This is a genomic window from Arthrobacter woluwensis, from assembly GCF_030816155.1.
Classification (GTDB): Bacteria; Actinomycetota; Actinomycetes; order Actinomycetales; family Micrococcaceae; genus Arthrobacter_E; species Arthrobacter_E woluwensis_A.
In genome coordinates, this window is the sequence record NZ_JAUSXR010000001.1 from 1,431,258 (window position 1) to 1,447,208 (window position 15,951).

General features: G+C 66.3%; 15 protein-coding genes. 7 read left to right on the top strand and 8 right to left on the bottom strand.

The window, feature by feature from the left end; all coding sequences use genetic code 11:
• The 4 genes from pgsA (at position 1) to QFZ52_RS06385 (ending at position 3,134) form a co-directional block, all read left to right on the top strand.
• Positions 1-612, top strand: a complete 612-nt coding sequence (pgsA, locus tag QFZ52_RS06370) for a phosphatidylinositol phosphate synthase (protein ID WP_307496787.1) — start codon at positions 1-3, stop codon at positions 610-612.
• Positions 613-854: 242 nt separating this feature from the next.
• Positions 855-1,784, top strand: coding sequence for a pyridoxal 5'-phosphate synthase lyase subunit PdxS (gene pdxS, locus QFZ52_RS06375; RefSeq protein WP_307498677.1), 930 nt, complete (start codon positions 855-857; stop codon positions 1,782-1,784).
• Between the two features lie 191 nt (positions 1,785-1,975).
• Positions 1,976-2,503, top strand: coding sequence for an AAA family ATPase (locus QFZ52_RS06380; RefSeq protein WP_307496788.1), 528 nt, complete (start codon positions 1,976-1,978; stop codon positions 2,501-2,503).
• A gap of 73 nt (positions 2,504-2,576) precedes the next feature.
• Positions 2,577-3,134 (top strand): DUF4865 family protein, encoded by a 558-nt coding sequence (locus QFZ52_RS06385; RefSeq protein WP_307496789.1) that lies wholly within the window; start codon positions 2,577-2,579, stop codon positions 3,132-3,134.
• 237 nt (positions 3,135-3,371) lie between these two features.
• Here QFZ52_RS06385 and QFZ52_RS06390 read toward each other — a convergent pair whose 3' ends face one another.
• From QFZ52_RS06390 to QFZ52_RS06400, 3 genes are all read right to left on the bottom strand, one after another.
• Positions 3,372-4,337, bottom strand: a complete 966-nt coding sequence (locus tag QFZ52_RS06390) for a DUF2332 domain-containing protein (protein ID WP_307496791.1) — start codon at positions 4,335-4,337, stop codon at positions 3,372-3,374.
• A gap of 439 nt (positions 4,338-4,776) precedes the next feature.
• The gene (locus tag QFZ52_RS06395) at positions 4,777-5,226 is read right to left on the bottom strand and encodes a hypothetical protein (protein WP_307496793.1); all 450 of its coding nucleotides are present in this window, start codon (positions 5,224-5,226) and stop codon (positions 4,777-4,779) included.
• 118 nt (positions 5,227-5,344) lie between these two features.
• Positions 5,345-5,740 carry a MerR family DNA-binding transcriptional regulator gene (locus QFZ52_RS06400; protein ID WP_307496794.1) on the bottom strand — a complete coding sequence of 132 codons (396 nt, stop codon included), beginning with the start codon at positions 5,738-5,740 and terminating at the stop codon, positions 5,345-5,347.
• Positions 5,741-5,803: 63 nt separating this feature from the next.
• Here QFZ52_RS06400 and QFZ52_RS06405 point away from each other — a divergent pair, with 63 nt between their 5' ends.
• Complete coding sequence (locus tag QFZ52_RS06405) at positions 5,804-7,225, top strand: MFS transporter (protein ID WP_307496795.1); 1,422 nt, start codon at positions 5,804-5,806, stop codon at positions 7,223-7,225.
• Positions 7,226-7,317: 92 nt separating this feature from the next.
• Here QFZ52_RS06405 and QFZ52_RS06410 read toward each other — a convergent pair whose 3' ends face one another.
• From QFZ52_RS06410 to QFZ52_RS06420, 3 genes are all read right to left on the bottom strand, one after another.
• Positions 7,318-7,518, bottom strand: coding sequence for a hypothetical protein (locus QFZ52_RS06410; protein WP_307496796.1), 201 nt, complete (start codon positions 7,516-7,518; stop codon positions 7,318-7,320).
• A gap of 339 nt (positions 7,519-7,857) precedes the next feature.
• Entirely contained in the window at positions 7,858-8,313 is a 456-nt protein-coding gene (locus tag QFZ52_RS06415; protein ID WP_307496797.1) for a PaaI family thioesterase, read from the bottom strand.
• Positions 8,310-8,990, bottom strand: coding sequence for an enoyl-CoA hydratase-related protein (locus tag QFZ52_RS06420; RefSeq protein WP_307496798.1), 681 nt, complete (start codon positions 8,988-8,990; stop codon positions 8,310-8,312). Before QFZ52_RS06420 ends, QFZ52_RS06415 begins: the two co-directional genes overlap by 4 nt.
• Before the next feature lie 90 nt (positions 8,991-9,080).
• On the opposite strand from QFZ52_RS06420, the gene QFZ52_RS06425 reads away from it, so the two are divergent.
• The gene (locus QFZ52_RS06425) at positions 9,081-9,650 is read left to right on the top strand and encodes a TetR/AcrR family transcriptional regulator (RefSeq protein WP_307496799.1); all 570 of its coding nucleotides are present in this window, start codon (positions 9,081-9,083) and stop codon (positions 9,648-9,650) included.
• Between the two features lie 263 nt (positions 9,651-9,913).
• Here QFZ52_RS06425 and QFZ52_RS06430 read toward each other — a convergent pair whose 3' ends face one another.
• The gene (locus tag QFZ52_RS06430) at positions 9,914-11,926 is read right to left on the bottom strand and encodes a M3 family metallopeptidase (protein ID WP_307496800.1); all 2,013 of its coding nucleotides are present in this window, start codon (positions 11,924-11,926) and stop codon (positions 9,914-9,916) included.
• A gap of 94 nt (positions 11,927-12,020) precedes the next feature.
• Between QFZ52_RS06430 and QFZ52_RS06435 the strand changes: the two genes are divergently transcribed.
• Complete coding sequence (locus tag QFZ52_RS06435; protein WP_307496801.1) at positions 12,021-13,142, top strand: FAD-dependent monooxygenase; 1,122 nt, start codon at positions 12,021-12,023, stop codon at positions 13,140-13,142.
• 124 nt (positions 13,143-13,266) lie between these two features.
• Here the strand turns inward: QFZ52_RS06435 and asnB are convergent, their stop codons facing one another.
• Positions 13,267-15,945 carry an asparagine synthase (glutamine-hydrolyzing) gene (gene asnB / locus QFZ52_RS06440; RefSeq protein WP_307496802.1) on the bottom strand — a complete coding sequence of 893 codons (2,679 nt, stop codon included), beginning with the start codon at positions 15,943-15,945 and terminating at the stop codon, positions 13,267-13,269.
• Between the last annotated feature and the right edge of the window lie 6 nt (positions 15,946-15,951).

Here is a 15,951-nt window from a genome sequence, read left to right on the forward strand (position 1 = left end):
ATGCTCAATCGTTTCGCGCGCACCTTCTTCACGCGCCTGTTCACGCCCCTGGCCAAGGCCCTGCTCAAGGCCGGGGTGAGCCCGGATGCCGTGACGGTGACCGGCACGCTCGGCGCCGTCGTCTCCGCGCTCGTCTTCTACCCGCAGGGGCAGCTGTTCTGGGGGACCGTGGCGATCACGGTCTTCATCTTCTCGGACGTGGTGGACGGCATCATGGCGCGCCTGTCCGGGCGCCACGGCCTGTGGGGCAACTTCCTGGATTCGACGCTGGACCGTGTGGTGGATGGTGTGCTGTTCTCCACGGTCGCGTTCTGGTACTTCACTGGGGGGGACGACCCGGTCATCGCGACGGCTGCCCTGGCGTGCCTGGTCTTCGGCATGCTCGTGTCCTATGCGCGGGCGAAGGCCGAGGCGCTCGGTTTCGAGTGCAATGTGGGCATCGCGGAACGTGCGGAACGACTGGTCGCCCTCCTGGTCATGACCGGTCTCACCGGGCTCGGCCTGCCGCCGGTGGTCCTGCTCGTGACGCTCGTCCTGCTCGCGCTGGCATCGCTCTTCACGATCGGGCAGCGCGTCGAGACGGTCCGGCGTCAGGCCGCCGCCGTCCGCTGACCGGAACCGGACGGGGGAGCAGGCACCGGCGAAGCCTCGGCCTGGGAGTGACCCGGGCCGAGGCTTCGCCTGTCTGTTACGCGTGCGCGCCTCACGGGCGGTGCCGCCGTCGGACAGCTATTAGACTTGTCGGCAGGCGGCGTTCTGCCGCCGGTCGGGTGACACTGCGTGAGTTTGGCCGCGTGTGCCTGGCGTACGCCATTTTCTGATACCCATAGGGGTTTTTTGTGTCTACAGCTGAACTGAACGGCGAGAACACCAACGGCAATGCCGCCGATGCGAAGCAGCGAGTCGTCACCGGCAGCAGCCGCGTCAAGCGGGGCATGGCCGACATGCTGAAGGGCGGCGTCATCATGGACGTCGTCAACGTGGAGCAGGCCCGGATCGCCGAGGATGCCGGCGCCGTGGCCGTCATGGCTCTCGAGCGCGTCCCCGCGGACATCCGCGCCCAGGGCGGCGTCTCCCGTATGTCCGATCCGGACATGATCGACCAGATCATCGAGGCCGTGTCCATCCCGGTCATGGCGAAGGCCCGCATCGGCCACTTCGTGGAGGCCCAGGTCCTGCAGTCCCTCGGCGTCGACTACATCGACGAGTCCGAGGTCCTCACCCCGGCCGACTACGTCAACCACATCGACAAGTGGGACTTCGACGTCCCCTTCGTCTGTGGCGCCACCAACCTCGGTGAGGCCCTGCGCCGCATCAACGAGGGCGCGGCCATGATCCGTTCCAAGGGCGAGGCCGGCACCGGCGACGTCTCCAACGCCACGGGTCACATGCGCAAGATCCGCTCCGAGATCGCCAAGCTCTCGGCTCTGCCCGAGGACGAGCTGTACGTGGCCGCCAAGGAACTGCAGGCGCCGTACGAGCTGGTCAAGGAGGTTGCGGCCACCGGTAAGCTGCCCGTCGTCCTCTTCACCGCGGGCGGCATCGCCACCCCGGCCGACGCCGCCATGATGATGCAGCTCGGCGCCGACGGCGTGTTCGTGGGCTCCGGCATCTTCAAGTCCGGCAACCCGGCCCAGCGTGCCGCCGCCGTGGTCAAGGCCACCACCTTCTACGACGACGCCGAGGTCATCGCGAAGGTCTCCCGTGGTCTGGGCGAGGCCATGGTCGGCATCAACGTCGACGAGCCGGCACGCTCCATCCAGTTCGCCGAGCGCGGCTGGTAAACACTGGCACATGAGGCGATTCGGCCCACGCCCCCATCAATTGGCGGCGTGGGCCGTTCTCATTTTGGGCTGTGGCTGGTGAGATCCTGAATCCAGCCCTGGCGTTGCTCGTCCGTGGCGAGCCAGGACAGCTGGCCGGATTCCGTCACCCTGCCCTTCCGCCGTAGTGAACAGTCTGACTACGATCGTGTATGGGTAGAAGAAACGTCCTCATCGAAGGCGGCTCCGGGACCGGGAAGACCGCCGTGTGTGAGGAACTCGCGCGGCGCGGATACCAGGCCATTCACGGCGATCGTGAGCTTGCCTACCGGGGGGATCCGAAGACCGGAGAACCGGTGGGGAACGTTACTGGTCTGGCCGTTCACGACCACCATCTCTGGCGTGTCGACAAGGTCCGAGCTCTTGTGGCGGATCACAGCGAGCCTGTGACGTTCTTCTGTGGCGGATCGCGGAACGTTCTGCAGTTCATTCACCTGTACGACGCAGTCTTCGTCCTCGACGTCGACACTGCGACCCTGATCCGGCGGCTTGACAGTAGGCCAGAAGAAGAGTGGGGAGGCCGGGGGCGTGACGCGGAACGAGATCTGATACTCCACCTACACCGAACGAGAGCGGACGTTCCGGCTGGAGGCATCGCCATCGATTCCACCGCGTCGGTCGCCCACGTCGTCGACGAAATCCTTGCCTTGAGCGATACGGCGGGAAACTCTGCACGATAGCCGGGCCGCCAGAGGGCCAGCCGCGACGGCGTGCGGTGACGACCATGATCAGAGCATTCAAGGAGAACCGCTGATGTATGCGATGCAGTACCAAGTGGGCCTGCCGGCCGATTACGACATGGAGATCATCCGTGAACGCGTCCGCACGACCGGGCCCCTCCTGGACGGCTTCGCCGGACTCGAGTTCAAGGCATATCTGATCCAGGAGAAGGCCCAGGGTGCGCCACGCAACGCTTACGCGCCCTTCTACGTCTGGCGGGATATCGACGGCATGAGAAACTTCTGCTGGGGAGAACCAGGCTATTCCTCCATAGTCCGCGATTTCGGGCGTCAGCCCATCCAGGACTGGACTGTCCACCGGCTCGTCGCTGGCCCCGGTGACTACAGTCAGGCACGGAGCCTCTCGATCACGAACACTCCACTGCCGACCGGCATCGCGCCTGCCCGTTGCCTCGACGCGATTGCCCAGCAGTTCCTCTCACGTGTCAGCGAAAGCACGATCTCACTCGTCAGCGCAGTGGACGTCACCACCTGGAATGTCGTCCTCGTCGAACTCAGCAGCGCCCCATCCGACCAGCGGTCAACGGATTCCGACATTTACGAAGTGCTCCACGTTTCGACCTCTGCCTGATCCGCCGTTGGCCTGGTTACCAGCATCCTCATTCCCGGCTTGTCTATCGTTCGCGACGGCGGTGGGCACGCACCCGCGATCAGTTCAGACGCGTCAGTGAGCTGTAGAGACGGTGGGTGCGGGCGCCGTCGTCGACGAACACGTCAACGCAGTCTTCCGCGGCGCAGGTTCCGAGCCGATCCCGTCCCGGCCGCGCGCAGGGCGAGGTGCCTGAGGCACCAGCGCGGGAGGAAGGTGTCACAGAGCTTCGTAGCTCTGCCCGTGGGCGCCAACGAAGGCTAGCGGAGTGCCGTTCACGGAAACGACAGTCCTCCCGTTGGCCGGTCCAGCGAGCTTAGTCTTGATGGTCGGGAGGACGTGTTCACCTTCGTTGCTGATCCACGTCACCTCCGGCATGGATTGCATGAGGTCCACGAACCGAGCGCGTCGCTCAGCTTCAAGGTAGACAAGCACCGCGCTGTGGAACACCACGGGCCTGGAACCGTGCGGAGCCTGGGCAACGAGCGAAGGGACGACGTTCAGCAGGTCTCCACGCACCAGATTCGGCGGATCTGCCGCAACGATCTTCCGTGCAGCCTGGAGCCTTCTGCGTCGGGAATCGTGCTCGGGCCACACAAGAGTTTCCAGCCATTCGACCTGTGCGGGGTCGCTGACATCAAGCGGGTTCACATCAACGCCGACCCGCGCGACGACTTCGGGGATCCGATGTGGAACGCTCTTCGGATCGATTCGGCAAGGCAGCTCAACCGTGCTCAGCCCTTCGGCAGGATCAAGGCCGATGATGCCTTCTCCGGTGTCGTACCGGTAGCTGTATTTGTCAGGGTAGAGGCATAACCCCGCGGATGCTCCGGCTTCGATGAGCGCCAAAGGCCCTTCGAGGCGACTCAGGACAGGCAGGAGGACCGCGCACCTGCCCGCTTCATTGGTCTGGGTGGACCGTTCTCGGACTACGGGTTCGACGTCAGACCAGTGGTCCAATATCCAGGCGCGGAATTCTCGGTAAGGACCCACCGGCGCACCCTTGAGCCGGGCAGCGGCGAAGATGAGGTTCGGTTGACGTTTCCCCCATGGCAAAGTCTCGATGACGGCCAGCACCTCGCTGTCTTCGGCCACTGAGGACGCCCATTCACAATAGATGGGCGATATATCTCGTGCTTCGACGCGAGCGAAGCTGCGGTACATCTCCGACGTCACACTCTGCATAAGGCTCATGCTAACGGCCGCGACCAGAGCCGCGTCCGAATCGATGAGACCGAGGCCCGGGGCATCCTCATCCTTGTCAGAGATCGTGGTGCACCGATCGGTTGCCCCGGGTTGCCATCGTCACCGGCTACATCACCATGAAGTCACTCACTCCGCTGACCTGACAAAAGGGAATACGTCGTGCTGCTTGCCTCAGCTCGTAGTTCCGCCATCATGGCGCAAGATGTCGTGACTACTACGGAGTGTGAATCCTGGGCTCGCGTCCTCGGCGGTCGCTCACACTCAGAGGGTCATGCGGAGATGAGGAAGGCGATGATCACGGCAGCGGCCACTGAATTCGGGACCCAGCTGCCCGTTTGGTCATCATCAGCCTTCTTCACATCGCACGCCGCTGCCTGCTCGCAGGAGCCTGCTCTTGTGGAGATAGTTCTCATAGTTCTCATAGTTCTCTGGGGGCTGGTGGGAGCGGCTGACCGGACGCGTGATTCACCTGTGCCCGGCGGAGAGTGTACGCCAGGAGGCATCCGGCGAGGGAGGCCAGGGCTGCTGCGGTTCCGGCCGTGAGAATGAGACCGAGTGATTCCGGCCAGCTTGCGTTCCTGGAATGCACCGTCAGCACCGTCACGAACAGCGCGCCGATCCCGAAGCCCACCGTGGTGATGATCGCCGTCCGTGCGAGGTCGCTCAGCCGAGCAAGACGGCGTTCGACCAGGAGCGCGAGAGGTAGCCAGATCGCTGCGCCCAGCGCCGCGAAGACCAGAGCAGTGCCGAGCAGGAGCGTCAGCAAAGTGCCCATCGGCAGGTCTCCGTCACCGGGCGCTGCCAGCAGTCCCATGACGGCGAGAAGCGGCCAGGCGGCGACGCCCCACACGAGCTCTTTTACCCTCATGCTTCCGGAGCGTAACAGCATGCCGTGACCAGCGGATGAACAGCAGTCGTTGCGATGTCAGGAAACGTTTTCGAGCGATTATCCTCGTGGCCGGCGGAGTTGCCCGCCACACGAGGTCTCATTCCGCCGCGAGTGCCTCGTTGAGCTCGCACAACCGGCCCCCGGTGCGCATGGCGTCGACCGCGCGAGTGAGTTCCTCCAGGCGTCGTTCCGCGCTTGCGATGAGTTGGTCGGAGATCCGGGCCCAGTCCTGTGGCTGCGGGTTCCCGGGCAGCTCCTGAAAGATCTCGGCGATCTCGCGAACGGTGAACCCGACGCGCTGGGCGAGCTTGGCCACCTTGACTTGGCAGCCGGCACTCGCGTCGAAGCGGCGCTGATTGCCGGAGGTCCGCACGGCGGTGATCACGCCGTGCTGTTCATAGAACCGAACGGCGGAAGGTGCGACGCCGCCTTCCTCGGCAACATCTCTGACAGTCCGGAGACGCTTGGCCTCCACAATGGGGGTGGTAGACATGAGCCAAGGCTGTCAGTCCTGGCGCTTGACTTCAATATTTGTTGAAGTCTTAGCGTGGCGAGCATGGACAACACATCGTCAGCACCGCGCCCTTCGTCAGACCCAACGGAGCGCGGCAGCGGCCGTTCAACCACCGGGGTGACCACGGTGCTCGCGGCAGGGATGCTCCTGCAGGCGATCACCATGTACCTCACCAGCGCGCTGATGCCCAGTGCGGTCGCCGACATCGGCGGAGACGCCTACTACGCATGGGTCACGACAGCGTTCATCGTCGCGGGAGTCGCTGCCACGGTGGCGACTCCCGCAGTGCTCGGTCGGCTCGGATCTCATCGCTCGTACGTCTTCGGCGCGAGTGCGTTCGCGATCGGCAGTGCGGTCGCCGCGGCCGCGCCGAGCATGGAGATACTGTTGATAGGCCGCGCAGCGCAGGGCGTCGGAGGCGGACTTTTGTCCGGCTTGGCGTTCGCTCTCATCAGGATGGCGCTGCCCGAGCCGGCGTGGGCACGGGCGACCGCTGTCGTCTCGGCGATGTTCGGGGTCGGCACGCTTGTTGGCCCAACCGCCGGCGGGGCATTCGCGCAGGTGGACGCCTGGCGGCTAGCGTTCGCGTCGGTCGCCGCCGCCGGTGTTGTTCTGGCGATCGCCGCGCCGCTCGCGCTGCCCCGATCGCCGAGGTCGGTGAGCCTGACGCGGCTGCCGCTTCTCTCGCTGATCGTCCTGGTCGGCGAGGTTGCTGCGCTCAGCGTCACCAGTGTCCTGCCTGGCGGCTGGGTGTGGGCCGGAGTCGTGCTTGCGGCGATCCTGCTGATCGTGTTCGTCGCCGTCGACCGTTCTGCGCGCGTCGGTGTCCTGCCACCCCTCACCTACACCCGGGGCCCGCTCAAGTGGATCTACTTGGCGCTCGCTCTGACCACGGCCGCTCCAGCGAGCGAGGCGTTCACCCCCCTCTTCGGGCAGCGTCAGTTCGAGCTCGCACCCTTCGCAGCCGGTTTCCTCGGTGCGACAGTGTCGGTGGGCTGGTCTGTCGCTGCGATCTGGAGCTCGCGCGCCGAGCAGCCGAGCCATCGTGCGCGCCTGCTGCTTGCCGGTCCAGCTGTGACGGCGGCTGCGATGGCTGTGCTCGTCGTTCTGCAGCTCATCCCAGGCGGTAGATCGGCCATCATCATCGGGTGGGTTCTGGCGCTGATACTTGCCGGCATCGGCGTCGGCCTGGCGAATCCACACCTGTCCGTTCGGGTGATGTCCAGTACCTCGAGCGAAGCCGACGGGGCCTCCGCTGCCGCCGCGATTCCAGTCGTCAGCCAACTCGGGCAGGCGTTCGCCGCCGCTATCGGAGGCACCGTCGTCAATGCGGCCATGCCCTCGATCGCGGGTGCCGCAGCCGGCCTGTTCGCCCTCTTCGCTCTGTTCGCCCTCCTCGGCCTCGGGGCCGTGATCGCCGTCCGACGCCACGATTCTCACGCGACCACGAACGATCATTCCTGACGTCCGTGACCGGTCTGCTGGAACTGGGAGACCACAGCATCCCAGCTCCTCCGCTCTGGGCGAATCTTGCAGTTCGACCGCAGAGGCCTGGTTCAGTCGTATTTCGCGTGTTCCAGGATCCGGTGGCCGAAGGGGGAGGCGAGGTGCACGGTCAGGCGATGTATGACGGCCTGAAGGGTGCAGATCTCTTGAGGCCCCGCCGGCTTGCGGGCGATCACTCCGATGGTGACTTTCGTTCCTTCTTCCTTGAGATAGGTCGCGACAGGACGATCGCATGCGCCGGATTCGGCCATGAGGCTGATGACCTTGCTGGACGGTTCAGGGCCTGTTCCTGACCAGTCCAGGAGTTTGTGGGCAGCCGCGTTCGGGAGGTCGGAGAGATAGGGGAGGGGCGCTCCTGGACTTACGGAGGGAAGCGGCGGAACGTTCGGGGTCTGGGTCGCGCTCACGATCCCCGCCGTCACCCCTCCTGTCACGGCCACCGCAGCGGCCAACGACAGGACGAGCCGCGAACTTTTCATCACCACACCCCTTAACTGGTCTGCTTTTCGTGGTCGCGACCGCCTCCGCTTCTTAGTACTACCTTGGTCTGTCGGGAGAAGTGCCACAAGCTATCCGGTGGCTTCTGGGTGTCAGCGGTAGATCATGCAGGTTTCGGTGCCGTGGGCGATGAGTTTGCCGGCTTCATTGGTCACTTGGCCTTCTGCCAGGGCGGTGGATCGCCCGAGGTGGAGCACGCGTCCGGTGGCCGTGAGGCGGGACGGGGCATCGGCTTGGATGGTGCGGAGGTAGTTGAGCTTCATTTCCAGGGTGCCGTAGCCGATGCCGGGTCCGAGCATGGAGTGCACGGCGCAGCCCATGGCGGAGTCCAGCAACGTGGCGTGGATGCCGCCGTGGACTGTTCCCAAGGGGTTCGCATGGTCCGGGCGGACTTCGATGCTGAAGACGACGTGTCCTTCTTCCACGGTCTGAAGTTCCGCACCCAGCAGGACGCCGATGTTGGGCCTGAGCTCGGGATTGGATTGGAAGAGCCGCAGGAGCTGGATGCCGCTCAGTGCGGAGAGCGCCTCTGCTGGCGAGGTGTTCATCGGACGCCTCCGGGGATGTGCTCGAGGGGGTTCCCCAGGCTCTGGAGCGCCTCAGCGTAGAGACCGGTCTTGATCGCCGTGAGCGTCGAGGGGTCCTTACCGACCAGCTTTCCTGCCAGTTCGAGTGCGACGGCGGCAACGGAGCCCTCAGGCGCAGCACTGTCGACGAGTTCGAAGTCCAGGGCTTCCTGCGCTCCGAAGCGGCGTCCGGAGATCATCGCGGCGGTCCGGGCGCGCGGGGTCAGTTTCGCCGCGAGCAGGGCGTGCATGCCGGTGGTGAAGGGCATGCCCAGGTCGACTTCGGGCAGACAGATGTAGCCCTTGTCTTCCCGCATGACCCGGTAGTCGTGGGCGAGGGCGAACATGGCTCCCGCTCCGAAGGCGTGGCCCGTGACGGCCGCCACTGTCGGGACCGGGAGGGTGAGCACCCGCGCCAGCAATGTTTCTGCTCGCGCGATGTAGGCCGCGAATCCGGCCGATCCCAGGGGTGTGGCTTCCAGGGCGAGGCCGGTGGAGAAGAACTTCCCCGTTCCCAGGGTGACCAGGGCCGAACCCGGTTCTGCCTCGATGCGGCTCAGGGCCGCCTCGACCACGGTGAGCCATCCATCGGTGAATTGGTTCTGATCATCGTCCAGGTTCAGCGCCCACACGCCGTCCCTCTTCGCAAGCTGCGGCATCGGACCGTCCTTCCAAGTAGACCGATCGGGCTACTCTGACCATAATGGGGAAGCCCCACGTCCACAAGCACACGAGTCCAGGAGAGCGAGATGACCGTCAAGAAGAAGCTCGTCGATTCGGCCATCGGTCTGCTGCGCCGTCGCGGGGTCGCAGGCACGGGCCTGGCGGCGGTGCTGGAGGACAGCGCGGTGGCGCGACGTTCGATCTATCTGAACTTCCCTGATGGCAAGAATCAACTCGTCGCGGAGGCGACCCGCGTCGCAGGGGAACGCGTGCACTCCAGGATGCTCCGTCACGAAGGGAGCGCCGAGGAACTCATCGCCCTCCTGATCCAGAACTGGATCAAGGAGCTCCAGCAGGCAGACTTCAGGGCCGGATGTCCCGTCGCCGCCGCGGCCATGGGCCACGAGGTAGCGGCCGAGGCGGGCAACGCCGCCGGAGACGCTTTCGAAGCCTGGACCGAGGCCCTGGCTTCCTCCTACGAAGCCGACGGCCTGGCCCGCCGCGAGGCACAAACTTCGGCCACCCTTGCCGTCTGCGCCATCGAGGGCGCGATCATCCTCGCCCAAGCCACCCGTAGCATCGAGCCACTGCAACGCGTAATGGAGGGTCTCACCGGAGCCTCCGGCGCTGGGGGAGTGGCACGCTCGCGCGGTTGACACGGTGCTCCGCCGGACGTTCGCCGTCGGGATCTCTTAAAGGTGGCTTCTGCGCCGCTGCGTGACGACGTTTCGTATCCCAAAGGCTTCTTCTTCGGGCGGTCTACGGACAGCCATGGCTCCGCGGTTACCGCTGTGATGACGAATATTGCTTCCCGCCGGATCAGGACTTCATCTTCCGGGTGGCCGATGATCCGGGACCGGTTGCTGGGTGTTCGTCCGCGGGAGTCCCACACTGACGGTCACCCAGCAACCGGTAACCCTCAGGCGAGGCCGCGGCGCTTCAGCAGCGGGGCGACCTCGGCGTCGCGGCCGCGGAAGGCCCGGAAGCTCTCCAGCGGGTCGCGGCTGTTGCCCCTGCTGAGCAGTTCCTGACGGAAGTGCTCGCCGTTCTCACGGGTGAGGCCGCCGTTCTCGCGGAACCACTCGACGGTGTCCGCGTCGAGGACTTCGCTCCAGATGTAGGAGTAGTAGCCGGCGGCGTACCAGCCGCCGGCGAAGATGTGCTGGAAGTAGCCCGAGCGGTACCGCGGCGGCACCAGGTCCCAGTCCAGCCCGGCCTTGTCGAGGGCAGCGCGCTCGAAGCTCTCGACATCCTCGGGGACGTCGCCTTGGCCGAACGAGTGCCAGGCCAGGTCGAGAAGGGCGGCGCCCAGGTACTCGGTGGTCCCGAAGCCCTGGCCCCAGAGCTGCGCGGCGTCGAGACGCTCCACCACGGCGGGATCCAGCGCCTCGCCGGTCACATGGTGCCGGGCGTAGTTGGACAGGACCTCCGGGTGGAAGATCCACATCTCATTGACCTGAGAGGGGTATTCCACGAAGTCGCGGGGCACATTGGCGCCTGACAGTCCTGGGTACTTCACCTTCGACAGCAGTCCGTGCAGGGCGTGGCCGAACTCGTGGAAGACGGTCCGGAGCTCGTCGAGGGTCAGCAGCGCGGGCTCGCCTTCGGCGGGACGGGCGATGTTGAGGGTGTTGAAGACCACGGGCGACGTCCCGGCGAAGCTGGACTGCTCCACGAGGGAGTTCATCCAGGCGCCACCGCGCTTGGACGGACGCGTGAAGAAGTCACCCAGGAACAGGCCCAGGGGAGTGCCGTCCTCCTCGAAGACCTCCCAGGCGCGGACGTCCGGGTGGTAGACCTTGAGGTCGGGCCGCTCGGTGAACGTCAGGCCGAAGAGCTTGCCGGCCGCGTGGAAGATGCCGTTCTCGATCACCGAGTCGAGCTCGAAGTACGGGCGCAGCTCCTGCTCGTCCACCTGGAACCGCTCATTGCGGACCCGATCCGAGTGGAACTGCCAGTCGGCGGCGTCGATGGGGTGACCGGCCGATGCCGCCAGGGCCTCCGCTTCACGCTCGGCGTTCGCGCGGGCCGCGGGCGCCATGCGGTGCAGCATTTCGAGGACGGGCTCCAGACCCGGCGCGGTCTGATCCTGTACGGACAGCTCCGCGTAGTTGGCGAAGCCCAGCAGCTCGGCCTTCTCGGCGCGGAGGCGTGCTTGCTCCAGGATGTTCTCCCGGACATCCAGATCGCCGGGCTGAATGCCGCGGGCGAGCGAGTTGGCAAGCAGCTGCGCGCGCGTGCCGGGATCCTCCAGAACGGAGAGGGCAGGCTGGCTGCTCGGCTGGATCAGGGGCACGAGGAACTTGCCGGAGTTCCCGGCCTCGTCGGCGGACTGGGCGGCGGAGCGGATGGCATCGGCGTCGAACCCGCGGAGGGCCTCTTCGGTGTCCACCACGAGGGCTCCGGCGTTCACGCTCTCCTTGGCCTTCTGGGAGAACTCGGTGCCGAGCGCGGACAGGCGGGCATTGATCTCGCGGAGCCGTGCCTGCTGGCTCTCCTCGAGGCCGATGCCCGCGAGGCGGAAGCGGCGGAGGTACTCCGACAGCAACCGCGCGTCCTCGCCCTCGAGCCCGTCGGCGTCGACCGCTTCGAAGCGGTCGAACAGCGCGCGGTTGAGGTAGATCCCGTCCTCGTGCTCGGCGAGCAGGGGCGTGACCTCGGACTCCAGAGCGTCGAGTTCCGGTGAGCTGTCCGCGCCGGAGACGGTGTGGAAAGCCCGGACGGCGCGCTCGAGCAGGGCGCCGGAGGATTCGAGCGCCAGGACGGTGTTCTTGAAGTCAGGCGCGTCGGTGTCGCCGGTGATGGCCTCGACCTCGGCGCGGTGTTCGCGGAGGCCCTGGAGGATCGCCTCGCGGTAGTCTTCGGTGGTGAGCTCGGCGAACGGCGTCAGACCGTACGGGAGCGTGCTCGGCTGCAGAAGAGGATTGGTCATGAAACGACCCTTTCACAGCCGTGGCGTGTGTCACAAGGCTGGCGCGCCGGGAGAGTCATGGGGAGACCCGGTGAGCCGGGAAGAGGAGGGCTGAATGCGGATCGCGATCATCGGCGCTGGGCTGGTCGGTCTCGCCACGGCCGCCGGCCTGGCACGCCACGGGGCCCAGGTGGAGGTTTTCGAACAGGCCGGACAGGAGCCTCCGGCCGGGGCTGGGATCTCGCTCTTTCCCAACAGCCGGAAGGCCATGCGCCGCTTGGGGCTGGGCGACGGTTTCGATCGTCTTCCGCACGGCCCGCCTCCGGGAATCCGCACCGCGATGCGCCGCCGCGACGGGCGCATCAGGTTCTCCGCACCCGCTCCGCGTGACCACGGCGTCCGCATGTTCCATCGCCATGACCTCCGCGAGTTCCTGCTGGAATCCTGCGCCGACGTGACCTTCCACTGGGGTGTGACCGCCGCAGTGGCCGACGACGGCGACCGCCTCCGCCGCGCGCGCCTCACCGTCGTCGGGGGCGGCGGCGCTCCGGACGCACCTAGTGGGCCGACCGTCACCGACTGGGATCTGGTGATCGCGGCGGACGGCCTGCGCAGCCGCACCCGGTCGGTGCTGGGGCTCGACCCCGGCCTGCGCTATGCCGGGTACACCGCCTGGCGGGGCGTGACGGCGGTCCCGGTCGACACAGGCGGCACGGCGGGGGAGGACTGGGCCGGGGAACGCCGTTTCGGCACCGTGCCCCTCGCGGACGGCAGGGTCTACTGGTTCGCCGTGGCGAGCCGACCGGCGAGGGAGACCGCGGCGTCCCGGGGCTTCGCGTCCGAGAAGGACGCCGTGAGCCGCGAGTTCGCCGATTGGTACAGCACGGTCGGCATGCTGATCGACGCCACACCCGACGACGCCGTCCTGCGCCGCGACATCCACGACCTCGCCCGGCCCCTCAGAGCGTTCCACCGGGGCCGGGTGGCTCTGGCCGGCGACGCCGCTCATGCCATGACCCCGGACCTCGGGCAGGGCGCCGGGGCAGGCTTCGAGGATGCGGCGGCGCTGTGCGATCTCGTCTCCGGCGCCGCGGGAGACGGACAGGGTGGGGAAGGACAGGACGTCGTGGCGCTCCTCGAGCGCTACAGCGCGCAGCGGGCCCGCTCGGCGGCCCGCGTCCTCCTCGCCTCGCGGTTCATGGGGAAGGTGGCCCAGCGCCGTCGTCGGACGCGCTGAAGGAAAGTGCTCTGAAGAGAAGACCCGCTGACAGGAAATGCCCTGAACGCGAACCACAGCCGGACGCGAGGAGGCCCCCACCGGAACATCCGGTGGGGGCCTCCTCGCGGGCCGGAGACCTGGGTCAGGCCTGCGTCACCACCAGCGACATGGGGGTCGCCTGGGCGCCCTGCCCCTGCGGGTTGTCCTTGAACATCCCGGCGATCGTCTCGGTCGGAAGCGCGGTGTCGTGGCCCATGACCACGACGCCCAGGTCGTTGGCGTCCATGATGGCCACGCCGCCGAAGTTCTCCACCGCCTCGTCGGGCAGGGTCGCGCGGATCTCGGCGCTCAGCGCACGCGCCACGCCCTCGGGATCCTTCGGAGCGAGCTTCACGGAGTTGCTCGCCGCGCCCAGGCTGTACGGGGTCGCGCCGTCGATCGCGTTGATGTTGTTGCCGACCACGTCGTAGAAGACGCCGCTCTTGCCCTGGAACTTACCCACCACGGATGCCGCGGCGGCCTTGGCGATGAGCGGCAGGCCGACCTCGTTGATGGCGATCTGCATGGACCACGGGCTGCCCAGGCCGATGCCGGCGGGCGTCCGGGTGACGAACTTGCTCAGCACGCGCGCGGCCGGAGTCACCTTGATCTCCCAGACCGGGAAGGAGCGGCCCTGCGTGATGGCGACGATCTTCTCGCTCACCAGCAGGTACCACTTCCGGCCGTCCTGGCGTGCGCTCTCGATGGCGTCCCGGACGTCCGCCGGGGCGCCTTCCAGACCGTCGAAGAAGCGGGCCGGGTACTGGGTCACCGCGGGAGCCAGCTCGGTGTCCTTGGCGAACACCTCGGTCTGGAGCGGGAAGCGGAGGAACGTGGTGCCGGCCGACTCGATGCCGAGCTCCTTGCCCGGGTTCGGCTCGTAGTCGCTCTTGTTGAGCTTCACGTCCGCAGGGGTCTCGTTCTTGTCGATGAACTCACGGAACCACAGCTCCACGTTCATGAGGCGCCAGAACACCATGGTGTCGGCGTCGTTCTTGTCGTTGAGGTACTCCTCGAACGCCGTCAGGACCGCTTCGCGGTTCCAGTACGGGCGGTTGTAGAAGGAGTTCGACATGAAGATCTTGTAGATCCGCTCGTTCATGATGCGGAACCACTCCACCTCAGGGGTGGTGAAGCCGATCTTGTTGCGGCGGTTGCTGATCTTCTCGGGAAGCAGTCCTCGGGTGGCGTCGCGGAGGATGCGCTTGTTCCAGCCGCCCTTGATGATGGCCTCATCGGACAGGCTGAAGAGGAACTTCACCACTTCCTTGTCCAGGAAGGGCACGCGGCCCTCCAGGGAGAAGCGCATGGTGTTCTTGTCCTCGTAGCGGAGCAGCGAGGGCAGCGACTTGTGGAAGAGGTCGTCGATGAGACGGGCCTTCATGTTGTCCGGCACGTTGCCGAACTTCTCGCCACGGTATCCGGAGGTGAACTCCTTGTTGAGGAGCTGGCCCATGGTCACGCGCTTCTTGGCGGTGAGCTTGGACTTCAGACGGAAGCGGCCCAGGCGGTAGAAGATGTCCAGCGACTGGCCGGCCTCCTTGAGGAGCTTCCGGTAGTCGCCGGCCTTCTGCAGCTGGCGCAGGTAGGCGAAGTAGTACGGGATGTAGCCGGCCATCATCTCGTCGGCGCCCTGGCCGTCGAGCAGCACGGTGACGTGCTTGCTGGCTTCCTTCATGACGCAGTACTGGGCGTACGGCCCGGAGGAGATGATGGGCTCCTCCATGGTGCGGACGAAGTCCTCGAGGTCCGCCGCGAAGCCCTCGGCCGTCGGGAGGATCTTGTGGGCCTCGATGTTGCCGCTGCACTTGGCGATGGCGGCGTCCGCGTAGGCTTCCTCGTCATTGATCGAGTTGGGGAAGACCGCGCTGAAGGTGTTCTGCTTGGGGCCGATCGAGTCGACCGCGTCCGCGTGCTCCTGCATCAGCTTGTTGATGGTCACGACGACGGCGGAGGAGTCGAGGCCGCCGGAGAGGGCGGAGCCCACGGGGACCTCCGACTTGAGGCGCATCCGGATGGCCTCGGTGAACCGCTGGCGGTATTCCTCGGTGACCTCGGGCGTGTACGGGCGGTTGACGCTCGAGAGTTCCTCGAGCTCCTGGCGCAGTCGCGTGAAGCTCTCGATGGTGAAGCGGCCCGTGGCGTTGTCGATGGTCATCATCTCGCCGGGGAGCAGCTTGTTGACGCCGGCGAAGAACGTCTCGGCGGTGTCGTCGTGGATCCGGTACTGCAGGTAGCGGTAGAGGATGCGCTCGTTGGGCGCGGCCTCGATGTGGCCGGTGGCCAGGATCGGGCGGATCTCGGACGCGAAGATCACGCGCGGCTCGTCCTCGGTGCCGGCATTCGCCCAGTACACCGGCTTAATGCCGAAGTGGTCGCGGGCGAGCACGGTGACGTTGCGCTTCTTGTCCAGGATGGCGAGACCGAACATGCCGTTGAAACGGTCGAACGCCTCGGTGCCCCACTCCTCGTAGGACTGCAGGACGACCTCGGTGTCCGACTGGGTGCGGAACGTGCGGCCCAGGGCCTCCAGCTCGGCGCGCAGCTCGAGGTAGTTGTAGACCTCGCCGTTGTAGACGAGGACGAAGTCGCCGTCGGCGCTGATCATCGGCTCCTGGCCGTGCGCGACGTCGATGATGGACAAACGGCGGTGCGCGAGTCCCACATTCGCCTCGGTGAAGTACCCCTCACCATCGGGGCCACGGTGAACGATGCAGGCGCTCATGGCCTTGAGCATCTCCTCGTTCTCCCCAAAGCCGTGGTAACCGGCGATTCCGCACATACTGCG